This window comes from Providencia vermicola, from assembly GCF_010748935.1.
Lineage (GTDB): Bacteria > Pseudomonadota > Gammaproteobacteria > Enterobacterales > Enterobacteriaceae > Providencia > Providencia zhejiangensis.
Map to the genome: position 1 here is coordinate 1,058,106 of NZ_CP048796.1, position 15,151 is coordinate 1,073,256.

12 protein-coding genes are annotated in these 15,151 nt (G+C 39.3%); 7 read left to right on the forward strand and 5 right to left on the reverse strand.

The genetic code is table 11. The annotated features are described in order from the left end of the window. The first annotated feature begins 158 nt into the window (after positions 1-158). From G3341_RS04525 to megL, 3 genes are read left to right on the forward strand one after another with little or no spacing between them, the layout of a single operon-like run. Positions 159-1,346: an NAD(P)/FAD-dependent oxidoreductase gene (locus tag G3341_RS04525; protein ID WP_154635562.1), complete on the forward strand. Its 1,188-nt coding sequence runs from the start codon at positions 159-161 to the stop codon at positions 1,344-1,346. A gap of 13 nt (positions 1,347-1,359) precedes the next feature. After that, complete coding sequence (locus G3341_RS04530) at positions 1,360-1,752, forward strand: hypothetical protein (protein WP_154623490.1); 393 nt, start codon at positions 1,360-1,362, stop codon at positions 1,750-1,752. A gap of 15 nt (positions 1,753-1,767) precedes the next feature. Then, complete coding sequence (megL, locus tag G3341_RS04535) at positions 1,768-2,961, forward strand: methionine gamma-lyase (protein ID WP_163860777.1); 1,194 nt, start codon at positions 1,768-1,770, stop codon at positions 2,959-2,961. 66 nt (positions 2,962-3,027) lie between these two features. Here the strand turns inward: megL and G3341_RS04540 are convergent, their stop codons facing one another. Then, positions 3,028-4,410: an amino acid permease gene (locus G3341_RS04540; protein ID WP_154623487.1), complete on the reverse strand. Its 1,383-nt coding sequence runs from the start codon at positions 4,408-4,410 to the stop codon at positions 3,028-3,030. Positions 4,411-4,694: 284 nt separating this feature from the next. On the opposite strand from G3341_RS04540, the gene queE reads away from it, so the two are divergent. Beyond that, positions 4,695-5,366 carry a 7-carboxy-7-deazaguanine synthase QueE gene (gene queE / locus G3341_RS04545; protein WP_154623486.1) on the forward strand — a complete coding sequence of 224 codons (672 nt, stop codon included), beginning with the start codon at positions 4,695-4,697 and terminating at the stop codon, positions 5,364-5,366. Between the two features lie 34 nt (positions 5,367-5,400). On the opposite strand, the gene queD is transcribed toward queE, so the two are convergent. Continuing rightward, positions 5,401-5,763 (reverse strand): 6-carboxytetrahydropterin synthase QueD, encoded by a 363-nt coding sequence (queD, locus tag G3341_RS04550; RefSeq protein ID WP_154623485.1) that lies wholly within the window; start codon positions 5,761-5,763, stop codon positions 5,401-5,403. Positions 5,764-6,000: 237 nt separating this feature from the next. Between queD and cysJ the strand changes: the two genes are divergently transcribed. The 3 genes from cysJ to G3341_RS04565 are packed head-to-tail and all read left to right on the forward strand — an operon-like array spanning position 6,001 to position 10,267. Then, positions 6,001-7,806: an NADPH-dependent assimilatory sulfite reductase flavoprotein subunit gene (gene cysJ, locus G3341_RS04555; RefSeq protein ID WP_154623484.1), complete on the forward strand. Its 1,806-nt coding sequence runs from the start codon at positions 6,001-6,003 to the stop codon at positions 7,804-7,806. Then, positions 7,806-9,536: an assimilatory sulfite reductase (NADPH) hemoprotein subunit gene (gene cysI, locus G3341_RS04560; RefSeq protein ID WP_163860778.1), complete on the forward strand. Its 1,731-nt coding sequence runs from the start codon at positions 7,806-7,808 to the stop codon at positions 9,534-9,536. The genes cysJ and cysI overlap by 1 nt, the downstream gene beginning before the upstream one ends. Then, positions 9,533-10,267, forward strand: coding sequence for a phosphoadenylyl-sulfate reductase (locus G3341_RS04565; protein WP_163860779.1), 735 nt, complete (start codon positions 9,533-9,535; stop codon positions 10,265-10,267). The genes cysI and G3341_RS04565 overlap by 4 nt, the downstream gene beginning before the upstream one ends. 64 nt (positions 10,268-10,331) lie before the next feature. On the opposite strand, the gene G3341_RS04570 is transcribed toward G3341_RS04565, so the two are convergent. Genes G3341_RS04570 through G3341_RS04580 form a run of 3 tightly spaced genes read right to left on the reverse strand, consistent with a single transcriptional unit; the run spans position 10,332 to position 15,140 of the window. Continuing rightward, positions 10,332-11,723: a carbohydrate porin gene (locus G3341_RS04570; RefSeq protein ID WP_163860780.1), complete on the reverse strand. Its 1,392-nt coding sequence runs from the start codon at positions 11,721-11,723 to the stop codon at positions 10,332-10,334. 53 nt (positions 11,724-11,776) lie between these two features. Next, positions 11,777-12,424 (reverse strand): beta-phosphoglucomutase, encoded by a 648-nt coding sequence (gene pgmB, locus G3341_RS04575; RefSeq protein ID WP_154635561.1) that lies wholly within the window; start codon positions 12,422-12,424, stop codon positions 11,777-11,779. Then, entirely contained in the window at positions 12,417-15,140 is a 2,724-nt protein-coding gene (locus G3341_RS04580; RefSeq protein WP_163860781.1) for a glycoside hydrolase family 65 protein, read from the reverse strand. Before G3341_RS04580 ends, pgmB begins: the two co-directional genes overlap by 8 nt. Between the last annotated feature and the right edge of the window lie 11 nt (positions 15,141-15,151).

Consider the following 15,151-nt stretch of genomic DNA (forward strand, 5'->3'; position numbering starts at 1 on the left):
CTCCATCGGTTGATATATTTATCATTGTGATTAATATATATTTTTTAAATTAACATTAATTGCCAAATATATGAGTGGCGAATTATTGAATATCAGCTATATTTACTTAGTCATACGCTGTCTATTTAAAAACTATTTAAATATAGGTGGTTAATAATATGAAAAATATCATAATAGTTGGTGGTGGGACAGGTGGTACAATGTTAGCCAACATTTTAGCTAGGAAATTAAATAGCGATATTTTTGCTAAGAAAATAAAAATAACATTAGTTACTGATAATCCTATTCATTATTACAAACCTGCCTTTATGTATATAGCATTTAATTTGTTTTTTAAAGATGAGCTAAGTCGTCATGAGCGTTCATTATTAAGGCCAGAAATAGATTTGGTTATCGATAAAATCGATGCATTTGATTTTAAAAATAAAGAGTTAAAATCACGTAGTGGTAAAGTTTTAAATTATGATTATCTTGTTATTGCAACAGGATGTGTTCCTAGACCGGATAGAATTGAAGGATTAAAAGAAATAGGTCATCATTTTTATGCTTATGATCCCGCGAGAAAATTAGCCGATCAATTATCTAAAATTGAAAAAGGTCGGATTTTTATAACGGTATCTTTTCCTGAAACACCGAATGTCCCTCATCAATGCGGTATTGCGCCCATGGAAACAACGCTTATGCTAGATGAATTTTTACGTAAGCGGCGTGTGAGAGATAATATTGAGATTGTCTATACTTACCCTACAGTATCTCAATTATTACGTAATTGTCTTTTCCTTCAACAACCTGTTTGTGAAGCGATTCCTGAAATTTTTAATATAAAGAATATTAAATCTCAACGTGGCTTTACTTTAAGTAAAGTTGACCCAGATAAAAAGGTCGCTTATTCAAAAGAAGGTGATGAACAGCCTTTTGATATTTTAATTAGTACGCCGCCAATTACTGCGGTAGAAGCCGTCGTGAATACAGGTTTAAGTGAACATAATAATGGTGAAGGTTGGTTGCCAACTGATCATGAAACGCTACAAGTTTACGGTACGGAAGGTGTCTATGTTATTGGTGACACTGTTGATTTACCCATAAGTAAGGCGGGTGGTAGCTGCCATAATCAGGCTGCAATTATCGCTGATAATATCGTTGGCGAATTGACTTACGGTTACCCAGCGGCAATTTATGACGGCCGAGTTCAAGCTGTTGCACAAATGGGGTTAAATGCAGGGATGCCTTTACAGTACGACTATAAACATGATGTGTTGCCGATACCTGCGACTAAAGTGGGGGGATTGCTCCGAAATGGTTTCAATAGGGGAATTTATTGGGCTGCTATTCGTGGATTAGTGTAGGAGGGTCATGATGATGTCAAATGAAAATACACAAGCGAAACTTATTGAATTACTTAATTCAGAGTCTGCGGATCATTTAGCTGAAAAAATTTCACCACTTCTACATTTAAAACGTTTGGACAATATTGTTGACCTGTTGTCTTTACTGTCTGACCTTGTGGATATTCTCGATTTAGGCACAGTTGAAAAATTAGCTAATTCATTTGAAGACACGTTAACGCCGGTTTGGGAGTTAGGAACAGCGTATAACATGGCTAAGATGGAAGCTATTTATGATAATAAAGATCAAAGTTTTCGTTCGGTTTATAGCTTATTAAAAGATCCAAATACATTACGGGGAGTGAGCATCCTATTAAGGACCTTGCAGATTATGGGGTCTAGGATACCTCAATCCAGTGACAAGTAATTTTAGGAGAGTGGTATGAGCTTAGATACAAAAAATGCATTTGATACTCGTATAATACACAGCTTTTATAACCAGAGGGAAAATAAAGGTTCATTAATACCACCTATATACCAAACTGCAACCTATTCGTTTAAAGATGCAGAAGAGGGAGCAGCTTGTTTTAGTGGTGAGAAAGAAGGTTTTATCTACACAAGAATTAATAACCCAACCTTAGATTTATTAGAAAAGAGAATTGCTGATTTAGAAGAGGGAGAAGCCGCGATTGTGTTTTCTTCAGGTATGGGGGCCATTACGTCAACTTTTTGGTCTTTAATGAATCCTGGGGATGAATTGTTGGTCGATATGACTGTTTATGGTTGCACTTATTCTTTCTTTCATCACGGATTGGAACGATTTGGTGTTCATGTGCGTCATATTGATATGAGCAACCTTGAAACTGTAGCGCAATCAATCAGCGAAAATACGCGCATGATATTCTTTGAATCACCCGCTAACCCTGATATGCGTTTAGTGGATATAAAAGCCGTCAGTGAGCTAGCTAAAAAAAATAATATCATGGTCGTCGTGGATAATACGTATTGTACCCCTTACTTACAAAAGCCAATAACATTAGGTGTTGATATTGTTATTCACTCGCTGACTAAGTACATGAGTGGCCATGGTGATGTCGTCGCTGGCGCAGTGATTACGACAAAAGAGATAGCCAAACAAATTAGGTTAGTTGGCTTAAAAGATATGACAGGGGCATGTTTATCGCCACATGATGCGAGTTTGATTATACGCGGGATGAAAACGTTACCTATTCGCATGGAGCGTATAGTGAAAAATGCTCAGCGAATCGCACAATATTTAGAATCCCATCCGCAGATTGAGTTTGTGGTCTACCCTGGTTTAAATAGCTTTAAACAGTATGAATTGGCCTGCCGGCAGATGAAGCTGCCAGGTGGGATGATAGCATGCGAAATAAAAGGTGGGATTGAATCAGGTAAGCGTTTTTTAAACCGCTTAAATCTGTTTTCTCGGGCTGTAAGTTTAGGGGATTGTGAATCTCTAGCACAGCATCCCGCCAGTATGACTCATTCGACGTATACACCTGAAGAACGGTTATTTTATGGTATTAGTGATGGCTTAATTAGATTATCGATTGGGTTGGAAGACGTTAATGATTTGATAGCAGACCTTGATCAAGCTCTGCAATTAGAAAGTTAAAATAAAACGCCCCTGAAGTTTAGCAGGGGCGTTATTTGATGTTGTGTTCTATTTAATGCGCTATGGTTAATTGTTATTTGTTTGGTTATGTTGGAATGAACGCATAATAAAATAGGCGACAGTGAGTATTACAACCCAAATACAGCCAACCAGTAAAGCCACTTGTGTTTCTTTAAAGAAGCCAAGTAATGCGATAACAAATACCATAAATGCAATTGTTATTGCAGGACCTATTGGCCAGAATGGCACTGGGAATTTAAGTTTCTTAACGTCTTCTTTGCTCATTTGTCGGCGCATCGCAACTTGTGAAAGCAAGATCATTAACCATACCCAGACAGTTGCAAAAGTCGCAATTGACGCAATAATCACGAAAATTCGCTCAGGTAGAAGGTAATTTAGATAGACACCGAGGAGCATGACAACGGACATCACAAGCACGGTCACCCAAGGTACACCATTGCGGGTGAGTTTAGTGAAAACTCTTGGGGCTTGTTTATCTTGAGCCATACCATACATCATTCGACCCGCACCAAAAATATCACTGTTAATGGCGGAAATCGCCGCGGTAATCACCACGATATTAAGTATGTTGGCAGCAGAAGTAATATTTAAGCTAGAAAAAATTTGTACGAATGGACTGCCATTTTGCCCGATTTGGTTCCATGGGTAGATGCACATTAAAATAAAGAGTGTTAATCCATAGAATAACAAGATACGAATCGGCACGGCATTGATTGCCTTCGGGATGGTTTTTTCTGGGTTTTGTGCTTCACTTGCTGTGATACCAATGACTTCAATACCACCAAATGCAAACATGACAATAGCTAAAGAAGCGATGACACCCGCGATGCCATTCGGCATGAAACCCCCGTGTTCCCAGAGGTTTTGAATACCAACAGCATGGTCAGTTTCTTTGCCAAAACCATAAAACATTAAGAACGCACCACCGACAATCATTGCAATGATCGCCGTGACTTTCACGATGGATAACCAGAATTCTAGCTCGCCGAATATTTTAACGTGGCATAGGTTTAGTGCACCAATAAATAACACAATGCTTAGCACCCATATCCATTGGTCTACATGCGGGAACCAAAAGCCCATATACATACCGAAAGCGGTGATATCCGCTAGGCAGACAACAAGCATTTCGAAAACATAGTTCCAACCAGTTAAAAAGCCAGCTAGTGGGCCCATATAATGGCTTGCATAGTGGGAGAATGAGCCTGGAACAGGGTTATGAACAGCCATTTCACCGAGCGCGCGCATGACCATAAAAACGGCGGCCCCACCAATCATATAAGCAATTAAAACGGCTGGGCCTGCTGCTTGTATTGCTGACGCAGAACCATAAAACAGGCCGGTACCAATCGCTGACCCTAAAGCCATAAAGCGAATGTGTCTGACACTCAATCCCTTTCTGAGTTGATTTGTTTTACTACTTTGCATTTTGTTTCCTGTCTTAAAATTACCGAATATTGTTCCGGTTTTTTCTCTATTAGATGCACTTTGTTGAAACCAAGCTGATTACATTACCATAAAGCGTATGGTTCGCGGGATAGATATCTTGCAATATACGCGCCATACACCAAATTATATGAAGTTCACGAGGCGAAAAGATTTTGAACGAATAACGCGTGCAGTTGAATGGGACATTCTCGTTGTCGTCCGCATGCAACTTGCATGCGTTAGGGTATATAATACGCATGAAGCTGACAATGCTAGAGAGAATTATGAAATACCCAATTAATGAAATTTTTCAAACGTTACAAGGGGAAGGTGTGTTTACTGGCGTTCCCGCCGTATTTATTCGCTTACAAGGCTGTCCTGTGGGATGTAGCTGGTGTGATACAAAACATACTTGGGATAAAGACGCTGACAAAGAAACAACACTTGGCGATATCGTCGTGAAAACGATGGATACAGATTCATGGTCGTTAGCCAATAGCCATGAATTGATTGCTCTTATGCATAAGCAAGGGTATACGGCAAAACATATTGTCATTACGGGTGGCGAGCCATGTATTTATGACCTCGTACCTCTGACGACGGAATTAGAAAACCAAGGTTATCAATGTCAAATTGAAACCAGTGGTACGTATCCTATTCAATGTTCCAGTCAAACCTGGGTGACGGTGTCGCCAAAAGTGGCTATGAAAGGTGGGTTACAGGTACTGACGGAGTCAATCAATCGAGCGAATGAAATCAAGCATCCAGTTGCGCGTGAAAAAGATATTGAAGAGTTGGATAATTTATTATCAAAACGCACAGAAAAAAGTGCTGCGGTTGTTGCGTTACAGCCGATTAGCCAAAAAAGCGCAGCCACTAAGCTATGTATTGATACCTGTATTGCGCGAAATTGGCGACTTTCCATTCAAACACACAAATATCTCAATATCGCCTGATGTGCCGCGATGTTCACGGCATATCAGTGAATGACTATTCGCCGCGATAAATACATCCAGCATTACAGGTTTCTTTCACCGTTACGGCGCTTAATAAAGGTAATAGGGGTTTGGTTTTATGCCAAATCCAACTTGCCAAGACTTCACTGGTTGGGTTTTCGAGGCCTTCAATATCATTTAAATAATAGTGATCGAGCTGATCTAAAATTGGCTTAAACGCTTCTTTAACATCACTAAAATCAATTAGCCAGCCTGTTTTCTCATCGATTTCACCTGTGAGCTCTAGTCTCACCATGAAAGAATGTCCATGGAGGCGCCCGCATTTGTGACCTTCAGGAACATAAGGAAGCCTATGGGCTGCTTCAAAATGAAAATCTTTATAGATACTTGTTCTCATAACCAACTCCGTATAAATCAAAACGCAGTGTATTCTACTGAAATTTGTGCTCGGAGCATCTTATTTTATCGAATTATTGCTAACCATTTTTATGAGTATGATTCACTAGCTATTTTCATTAGGCTTTTTAGCTATTAGTTATGGCGATCGTTTCTTATCCCGTTTAGCAAGGGTGTTATAACCTGACAAACTATCGGGGTAGTAATTTTAGATAAGCAACTCTGGGGTTATAGAATAATGACAAAAAAACAGTCTCCCATATCGGCATTGCCAATATCGGTGGAACAACTTTCACGTTTGCAGACGGCTGTCGATGACTTTTCATCTCACCAACTCGCTTGGTTGTCTGGTTATTTGTGGGGAATGGTTAATCAAAATACAGTCACTAACGTGCCTATGAGTGCTGAAGTACCACAAGATGAAACTATTACGATTATTTCAGCTTCACAAACAGGGAATGCTCGACGTTTGTCTGAGCAACTGAGAGAACGACTCATAAGTGAAAAACTGAATGTCAACTTAGTTAACGCGGGAGATTATAAATTTAAACAAATCTCACAAGAAAAAGTGTTAGTCGTCGTAGCATCAACTCAAGGAGAGGGAGAGCCAGCCGAAGAAGCGGTTGCTTTATATAAGTACTTGCATTCTAAAAAGGCACCCAATTTGAGTGGTACGGTATATGCTGTTTTTGCTTTAGGTGATTCTTCTTATGAAAAGTTTTGCCAAGCAGGGAAAGATTTTGATACTCAATTATCGCAATTAGGCGCGACATCATTGCTTGAGAGGATTGATGCCGATGTCGAGTATCAATCCATCGCTGAAGCATGGATTGAGGATTTGACGCAGCGCCTTAAAGAGCGAGTGCCTACGCAAAGTGATCAGCAATTGGTGGTAACCCAAGCGGGCAGTGTTGATGAAATACATTCATCGCCTTATACAAAGACAGCGCCTCTGACCGCGTCATTACTCGTCAATCAAAAAATTACTGGGCGTGGATCGCTAAAAGATGTTCGTCATATTGAAATCGACCTTGGCGATTCAGGGTTACGTTATCAACCGGGAGATGCTCTCGGTGTGTGGTTCGATAATGATTCAGCCCTTGTCGATGAATTGATAGGCTTATTATGGCTGACAGGTGATGAACCAGTTCAGGTGGCTGAACAATCATATCCATTACGTGATGCATTGATACACCATTTAGAACTGACTCAAAACACACATCTAATTGTTGAAAAATATGCCAATTTAGCAAAAGACGATGCATTACTTGGTTTGATCAGCGATAAACAAGCACTGTTACATTACGCTCAGACAACCCCTATTGTTGATATGGTTAGGCAGGCTGCTTCTCAGCCGACAGCCCAAGAGTTTGTTGATATTCTTCGGCCGATTACTCCAAGACTGTATTCAATTGCCTCTTCACAAGCTGAAACAGAGGATGAAGTACATGTCACTGTAGGGGTTGTACGTTATGACATTGATGGACGAGCTCGTACGGGTGGCGCTTCTGGTTTTTTAGCTGATCGCCTTAAAGAAGGTGACGAGGTACGTATATTCATTGAACATAATGATAACTTTCGCCTTCCAGCTGACACCTCGAAACCTGTCATTATGATAGGCCCAGGAACCGGTATCGCTCCATTTAGAGCCTTTATGCAGCAACGTGATAATGAACAAGCGACAGGTAAAAACTGGTTGTTTTTTGGTAATCCTCACTTTGTTGAAGATTTTCTCTATCAAGTGGAATGGCAGCGCTATGTCAAAGATGGCTTATTGACCAACATTTCATTAGCTTGGTCTCGAGATCAAGCCCAAAAAGTTTATGTACAGGATAAGTTACGCGAACAAGGGGAAGAGGTATGGCGCTGGATTGAAGATGGCGCACATATTTACGTCTGCGGCGATGCGAATCACATGGCACGTGATGTGGAACATGCGTTGTTGGATATTATTAGCCAATACGGCAACATGGATAGTGAATCGGCAGATGAGTTTTTGAGTGAGCTGCGCGTAGAGCGCCGGTATCAGAGGGATGTCTACTAATGAGCGATAAAAAATACGGGCCTTTGGTCGTAGAAGGCAAACTGGCTGATAGTGAGCGTATGAAAAATAATAGTCATTATCTGCGTGGAACTATCAAAGAAGACCTTAAAAATGGGCTGAGTGGGGGTTTTGAGGGGGATAACTTTCTGCTCATTCGCTTCCACGGTATGTATCAGCAAGATGATCGCGATATTCGCGCGGAACGGGCGGAGCAAAAATTAGAACCTCGCCATGCGATGATGCTACGCTGCCGATTACCAGGTGGAATTATTACGCCAAAGCAATGGTTGGACATCGATAGATTCGCCTCTGAACATACGTTGTACGGTAGCGTGCGTATTACTAATCGGCAGACCTTTCAATTTCATGGCATTTTAAAAGGGGATGTCAAGCCAGCGCATCAGATGTTACATCACGTCGGGTTGGATGCTTTAGCAACGGCCAATGATGTCAACCGTAATGTGTTATGTACATCTAACCCTGTGCAGTCTGAGTTGCATCAGCAGGCGTATGAATGGGCAAAAAAAATATCGGAGCATCTATTGCCTAAAACCAATGCTTATGCGGAGATTTGGCTTGATAAAGAGAAAGTCGCAACCACAGATGAAGAGCCTATATTAGGGAAAACCTATTTACCGAGAAAATTCAAAACATCGGTAGTGATCCCACCCTTAAATGATGTAGATCTACATGCTAACGACATGAACTTTGTGGCGATCGCTGAAAATGGTGAGCTTATCGGTTTTAACGTACTGGTTGGTGGTGGCCTAGCCATGACTCATGGTGATACAGCGACTTTTCCACGGTTAGCCAGTGAGTTCGGGTTTATTTATTTGAAGGATACGTTAGCTGTTGCGGAAGCGATTGTGACGACTCAGCGCGACTGGGGAAATCGTACTGAACGTAAAAACGCCAAAACAAAATACACTCTTGAACGGGTTGGTGTAGAAACATTTAAGCAAGAAGTAGAACGGCGTTCGGGAGTGACATTTGAAACCATTAGGCCTTATCAATTTACTCAACGTGGTGATCAAATTGGTTGGCTAAAAGGGATAGATAATCATTGGCATTTAACGTTATTTATTGAAAATGGCCGCCTGATTGATTTACCTAATAAGCCCTTAAAGACAGGTATAGCAGAAATTGCAAAAATTCATCAAGGGGATTTTCGTTTAACGGCAAACCAAAATTTAATTGTTGCTGGTGTACCTGAAACGGAAAAAGCCCGTATTGAGGCGATTGCCCGTGAACATGGTTTGATGAGTGCAGAAGTGACTGCGCAGCGTGAAAACTCAATGGCTTGTGTTTCTTTCCCAACGTGTCCACTGGCGATGGCAGAGGCCGAGCGTTTTTTACCTGAATTTGTTACTGAGGTTGAAAAAATCATGCAATCACACGGCATTGGTGATGAGCATATTGTTTTACGCGTTACGGGGTGCCCAAATGGATGTGGTCGAGCAATGCTGGCGGAAGTTGGGCTCGTGGGTAAAGCACTCGACAGATACAATTTACATTTAGGGGGAAACCGGATTGGTACTCGCATTCCTCGTATGTATCGTGAAAACATTAGTTCAGCCGAAATTTTATCTCTTTTAGATACCTTGATTGGTGATTGGGCTAGAGGGCGTCAAGCACAAGAAGGATTTGGTGATTTCTTAATACGCACGGATGTGGTGAAGCCGGTGCTGAACTCTGCGGTTGATTTCTATGAGGTTAAGGAGGCCGTATGAGCCAGCTTGAACTCGCTGAGGTATTAAAATTAGACAAAGCAGAACAAGACGAGTATTTATCTGCATTTAATACCCAGTTAGAAAAATATGATGCTATCAAACGAATCGAATGGGCAATGAACCATTTACCTACAGCGTTTGTATTGTCATCGAGTTTTGGAATACAAGCCGCTTTAACGCTACATATGGTCACTCAAGTCATTCCTGATATTCCAGTGATCCTCACCGATACAGGGTATCTTTTCCCTGAAACCTATCGTTTTATTGAGGAATTGACGGAAAGGCTGAGGTTAAATTTGCATGTTTACCGTTCGCCATTGTCTCCTGCTTGGCAAGAGGCTGTTTATGGGCGCTTATGGGAACAAGGACTATCAGGAATCGAGCAATATAATCAAATCAATAAAGTTGAGCCGATGAACCGTGCTTTGCAGGAATTGAAAGCACAAAGCTGGTTTTCTGGATTACGTAGAGAGCAGTCGGCGAGTCGTGCTATGTTGCCGGTATTGAATATAGGTAAAGGGATATTTAAAGTCTTACCTGTTATTGATTGGAATAATCGGCAAGTACATGAGTATCTGACACAGCATAACCTACCTTATCATCCATTGTGGGAACAAGGATATTTGTCCGTGGGGGATACCCACACCACTCGAAAATGGGAACCGGGTATGAGTGAAGAAGAAACCCGCTTCTTTGGTTTAAAGAGAGAATGTGGGCTTCATGAAGGTTAAGCGATATCAATATATTGAGTGGCTGACTACTAAATTAGCCACTCAATATCATCATTAATCTATTCTAGAATAAGTATTTAAATCTCACTCTTGTGCCGTAACGATCTTTGTCGCTATTTTTCACTTCAATATCTTTTCCATCAATGACTGAATAGTATGCCCCGATATAAATTTTAAAATTATTCATATCAAGTATATCCGGTAACTCATAAGAGGTATAAAGGGTATGAATATCATATTTGCCAGGACCAAAGATGACTTCATTATCAATATTGTTATCATAATTTAATGCATAGGATTTGATGTCATTATGAGCGTAGATATACCCTAACTGTAAACGACGCCATAGAATATTTGCACCTGTCGTAAAATCAGTTTCATGACTGGCATCTAAATAGGCGGTATTCCAATTTATCGTCAAGCCATTGGTTGGATCATTTTTTAAATTATTCCAGCCCAATGTTAAGCCATAGCCATTGCGTTTAGACTGATCTTTAAATTGGCCTGTGTTTTTATCTTCATAACCATAGGCATTATTCACGATATTGCTTTCTAGCGCAGCAGCAATTTTAAAGCTATCTTTTTCCCAAGCGATAACAGGACGGACATAGACAACATTCTTTTTATTAATCAGTTTTCGTCCGTGGTACTCACTATTGCTAAAGATACTGGTACCATCTTCAATAAGCAGGTTTGTTTCGAAATACCAATTGTCATATTTCGTATTAAACATCATGCTGCCGCCGCTATTGGTTCTTCCTCGACCTTCTTTCATCATATAAATGTAGCCAAACCCATCGCTATAGGTGTCATTGGCGGTATTGCCTGAATACTCAACAAAGGTATCTTGATTTAATGGGAACATATCATAGGCTTCATAGCGACCGAGCTTTATTTGCCAACTCTCTTTTTTACCAAAATGAAATTCAGCATCATCTAAGCTCACATCTCCATCAATTTTAGCGAGAGGTTGGACAGAAAAACCCGCATAGTTTTTATTATCTAATACTCGTTCACCATCTAAACCGATTAGAATTCGTCCATTGATTCCCCATTTATCATAGTCACCAAAATCTTTGTCTTTTCCTGCTTGGGTATTAATTGAAGTAAGTTGTCCTTTTTTACTAGCAATATCTGTATTAAATTCGACATCACCATACAACTTAAGGGTTCCATATTGACTATTGGTTTCAATTAAATTAGGCGCTTCAGGTGTTTTTTTAGTCACTATTTGTTGGTCATTAGTTGGTTGACTAATCGTAGTATTATTCTTTAATACATTTTCTAAATGGGCAGCTTTTTGTTCAGCAAGTTCGGCTCTTTTTTCAGCTGCAAGGGTTCGTTGTTCTAATAGGGCTAAACGTTGTTCTATTGATAGAGAGTTTGTATTAGCTAAGGTTATTGTTGGTACAGTTAATCCCAAGCTAATAGCAATAGCGAGTAGTTTCATATTCATTCTTTATTCCTTTTATACCTAAGTGGGAAATATATTTCCCACTTGATATTTTATTATTGGAGTAGTGTCTGTATATTTATTTCAGTCAATGAGTTTACTTCCAGATCTGCTTCGGGTAATAACCCTTCAGCAATAATGCCAATAGCATAAATCCCTGCTTTCTTTAGAGATTGTATTCCTGCTATTGAATCTTCAAAGCCAACACAAAATTCTACGGGGACATGAATAAGTTGTGCTGCCTTTAAAAATATTTCTGGGTCAGGCTTTCCTTTTGCTAAGGATTTAGGGTCAACAATAGCTTGAAAATAATTATCAATATTTAATTTCTTTAATATCATTGGTGCATTCTGAGATGCTGAAGCGATAACACAAGGAATATTGTATTGATAGGCCTGTTCAATTAATTCTAACACACCAGGTAAAATATCTTTTGGCGTAATGTTATCCAATAACTTCACATAGTAGTTATTTTTTCTTTCTGATAATTCACTTTTCTCTTGAGCAGAAAAAAGGTTTTGCTTATTACCATAATTTAATATTTTATCTAATGATTCTGTTCGGCTAATACCTTTTAAGGTTTGATTGAACTCTTCATTAATTTCAATACCAATTTCATTCGCTAATTTCTTCCATGCTAAATAGTGATAGCCAGCGGTATCCACAATAACGCCATCTAAATCGAATATCAGACCTTTAACCATTAGTTTTATCCTCATTGAAGTTTAAACAAAAAGCCGTGTTATCAATAAGGTGATATTGATGATGATTAATGGATATTATGCAGGCTTTATCGCTCGTAACAGTAATGTCATTATGAGTTAGGTTAATGTGATACAAAACATTTTGATGGTTTAGATGGAAACTCAGTCTCTGCCATTGGTTTGGCAATGATGGTGTAATATTGAGAGTATCTTGACGAATATCCACACCCGCATAAGCCATAATCGTGGTATTTAACGTTGCGGCCATGACACCGGTATGAATTCCTTCAGCAGTTGTTCCACCTTGAATATCATTGTAGTCTGAATATAAGGCATCCTGATAAAGTTTCCATGACAGGTCATGTCTTTGTATTTGTTCGGCTAAATAGGCATGAACAATACGAGATAACGTTGAACCATGAGACGTTCGTTCAAGATAATACTGAAGGTTTTTTTCAGCGAAATCGTCAGACAATGAGTAGCCTAGAGACTCAATTAAGAATTTGACGGTCGCTTTATCTAGATTATTAAATAACATCAGCGTATCGGCTTGTTTAGCGACTTTAAAATCATCGGCTGACTTATTTTCTTTACGCAATATCCGATCCATACGATAAATATTGCCATATTTTTGGCGATAGCTTTCCCAATCCAATTCATTCAACGAAAAGTAACCTGAAAATTGTTCAATCACTTCATCTTGATTAAGCGTAACGGCCAGTTGGGTTCTAATATGGTTAAGTTGCTGGATGAGATCTGCATCAAAGCCCAATTCAGTGAATTTATGGGTAAAGTGGCTATTGCTATACAGTGTCACTATTTCATTAAATAGCCATGCGACCATTAAATTGGTATAGGCATTATCTTTTAAACCACCTTCTTGTGAGTCAGAATATTTTTCATGGAATTCATCAGGTCCCATAACGCCACTAATATGAAAACGCTGATCTCGTTCATCAAATTGGCATAGGCTTACCCAAAATAAGGTAATTTCATTGAGTAATTCTAAACCGTAATCCGCCATAAATTGATGATCAAGAGTATTGCGCCAATATAGCCAGACGTTGTAAGCAATCGCTAATGAAACATGGCGTTGACGGCAACTATGATCCGGATCCCATTGTCCAGAGAGTGGATTGAGATGTAGCACTTGTGTTTGTTCACTACCATCATGCCCTGATTGCCATGGGAACATGGCTCCTTGAAAACCTGCCGCTTTGGCTGCTGAACGCGCCGTTTCTAAACGATGATAGCGATAGAGTAAAAGTTGGCGAGCGGTGTTAGGAAAATGCATGATATAAAAAGGCAGTATGAAAATTTCATCCCAGAAAATATGCCCTCTATAGGCTTCGCCGTGTAAGCCTCTTGCTGTTACAGATACATCTAATTGATGTTTTTCATTACTAAATGGTGAAGCCGATGCAAGCAGATGGTAGGTGTGTAAACGCAACAATTTTTGCGTCATTAAATCGCCTGAAACAACAATATCAGCGCTATTCCATAAGCTTGCCCATGCTTGTTTAGTCTCTAATAATTGCGCTTTTAAGGTAGGAAGTTGCCAGTTTACAATTTCATGCCAATGATGTGGGTAGGCGGTAGAGGTTGTCATAGCAACACATTTTTCTAATGTATAGCTGATATTTTGTTTGGCATTAAAGGTAATTGTTTGATCAACCACGGATTCAGAAACATGGCAAACAATGTCTTTGTCTGTAAAAAAATCACCATAAATATTTGAGGTCAAACCTATCCCTATTTTTGACTGATTTGTTTCTGCTAATAGGTAAGCTGTTTGTTGTTTTGCACCTGTTTTTAACACATGGTAATGATGTTGATTAAGACTACGATAACGTTCCACTCCGGCGTTAACCGTATTTCCTTCTAATCTGGTGACTACGGTTATTTCCGCGGAGAAATTTAATGGCGTAAATTGGTAGTGAAGACAATAGTGGGACATATCCGCCATATTGGTAAACTTGAAGCAGCGAATACTCAATTGCTTTCCATCCGCAGTTTCAATCAGCCAATCAGATGACATCACTCCGGTTTTCATGTCTAAATGACGGGTGAGGCGGTGAGTCGTTACGTTATTAGGATGAATATAATCAGAGTCACCGATTCTAAGGGAGATAAATTGTCCATTCGGCGCATTAACGAAATCTTCATTAATAACTTGATGATCACCTATTTGGGATGTTGCTTGATTATATAATCCTGCCACATAGGTTGCTGGGTAGTAATTTTCGCTGGCGGTCATTTCAGGTAATGTGCCGCGTAGTCCGATATAACCATTTGCAACAGTCAATAGTGACTCTTGGCAATATTCATCTTTACCTGACGTTAGCCCTGAATATTCGATAGCCCATGTAAATTCATTTTCTTTATCAGCTAATTTTTCTGCTATATTCGTTAACTGATTTAATGAGTTCGTTTTTTCTATAATAAAGGGAGAGTTAAACGTCTCAGAGAAAAAGTTTGCTAAGTTAATTGTTTTATTATCTTTTGTTTTAATAATAGCATTTTTTTCAGCATCCGGATCAAAAGGAGGAGCTATAATACCTCCATGCATCAGAGGAAAGTCATTTTTTATTTTTTCAACAACGTTTAACCAGTCATGATAAGTATTATTTAAAAAATCAAATGAGTAATGTTGTTTTTTATTTTTGTCTTCAACAGACACGCTGATATCTGAAAAAATAATAAGTAAGTAATTCATAATAAACCTTA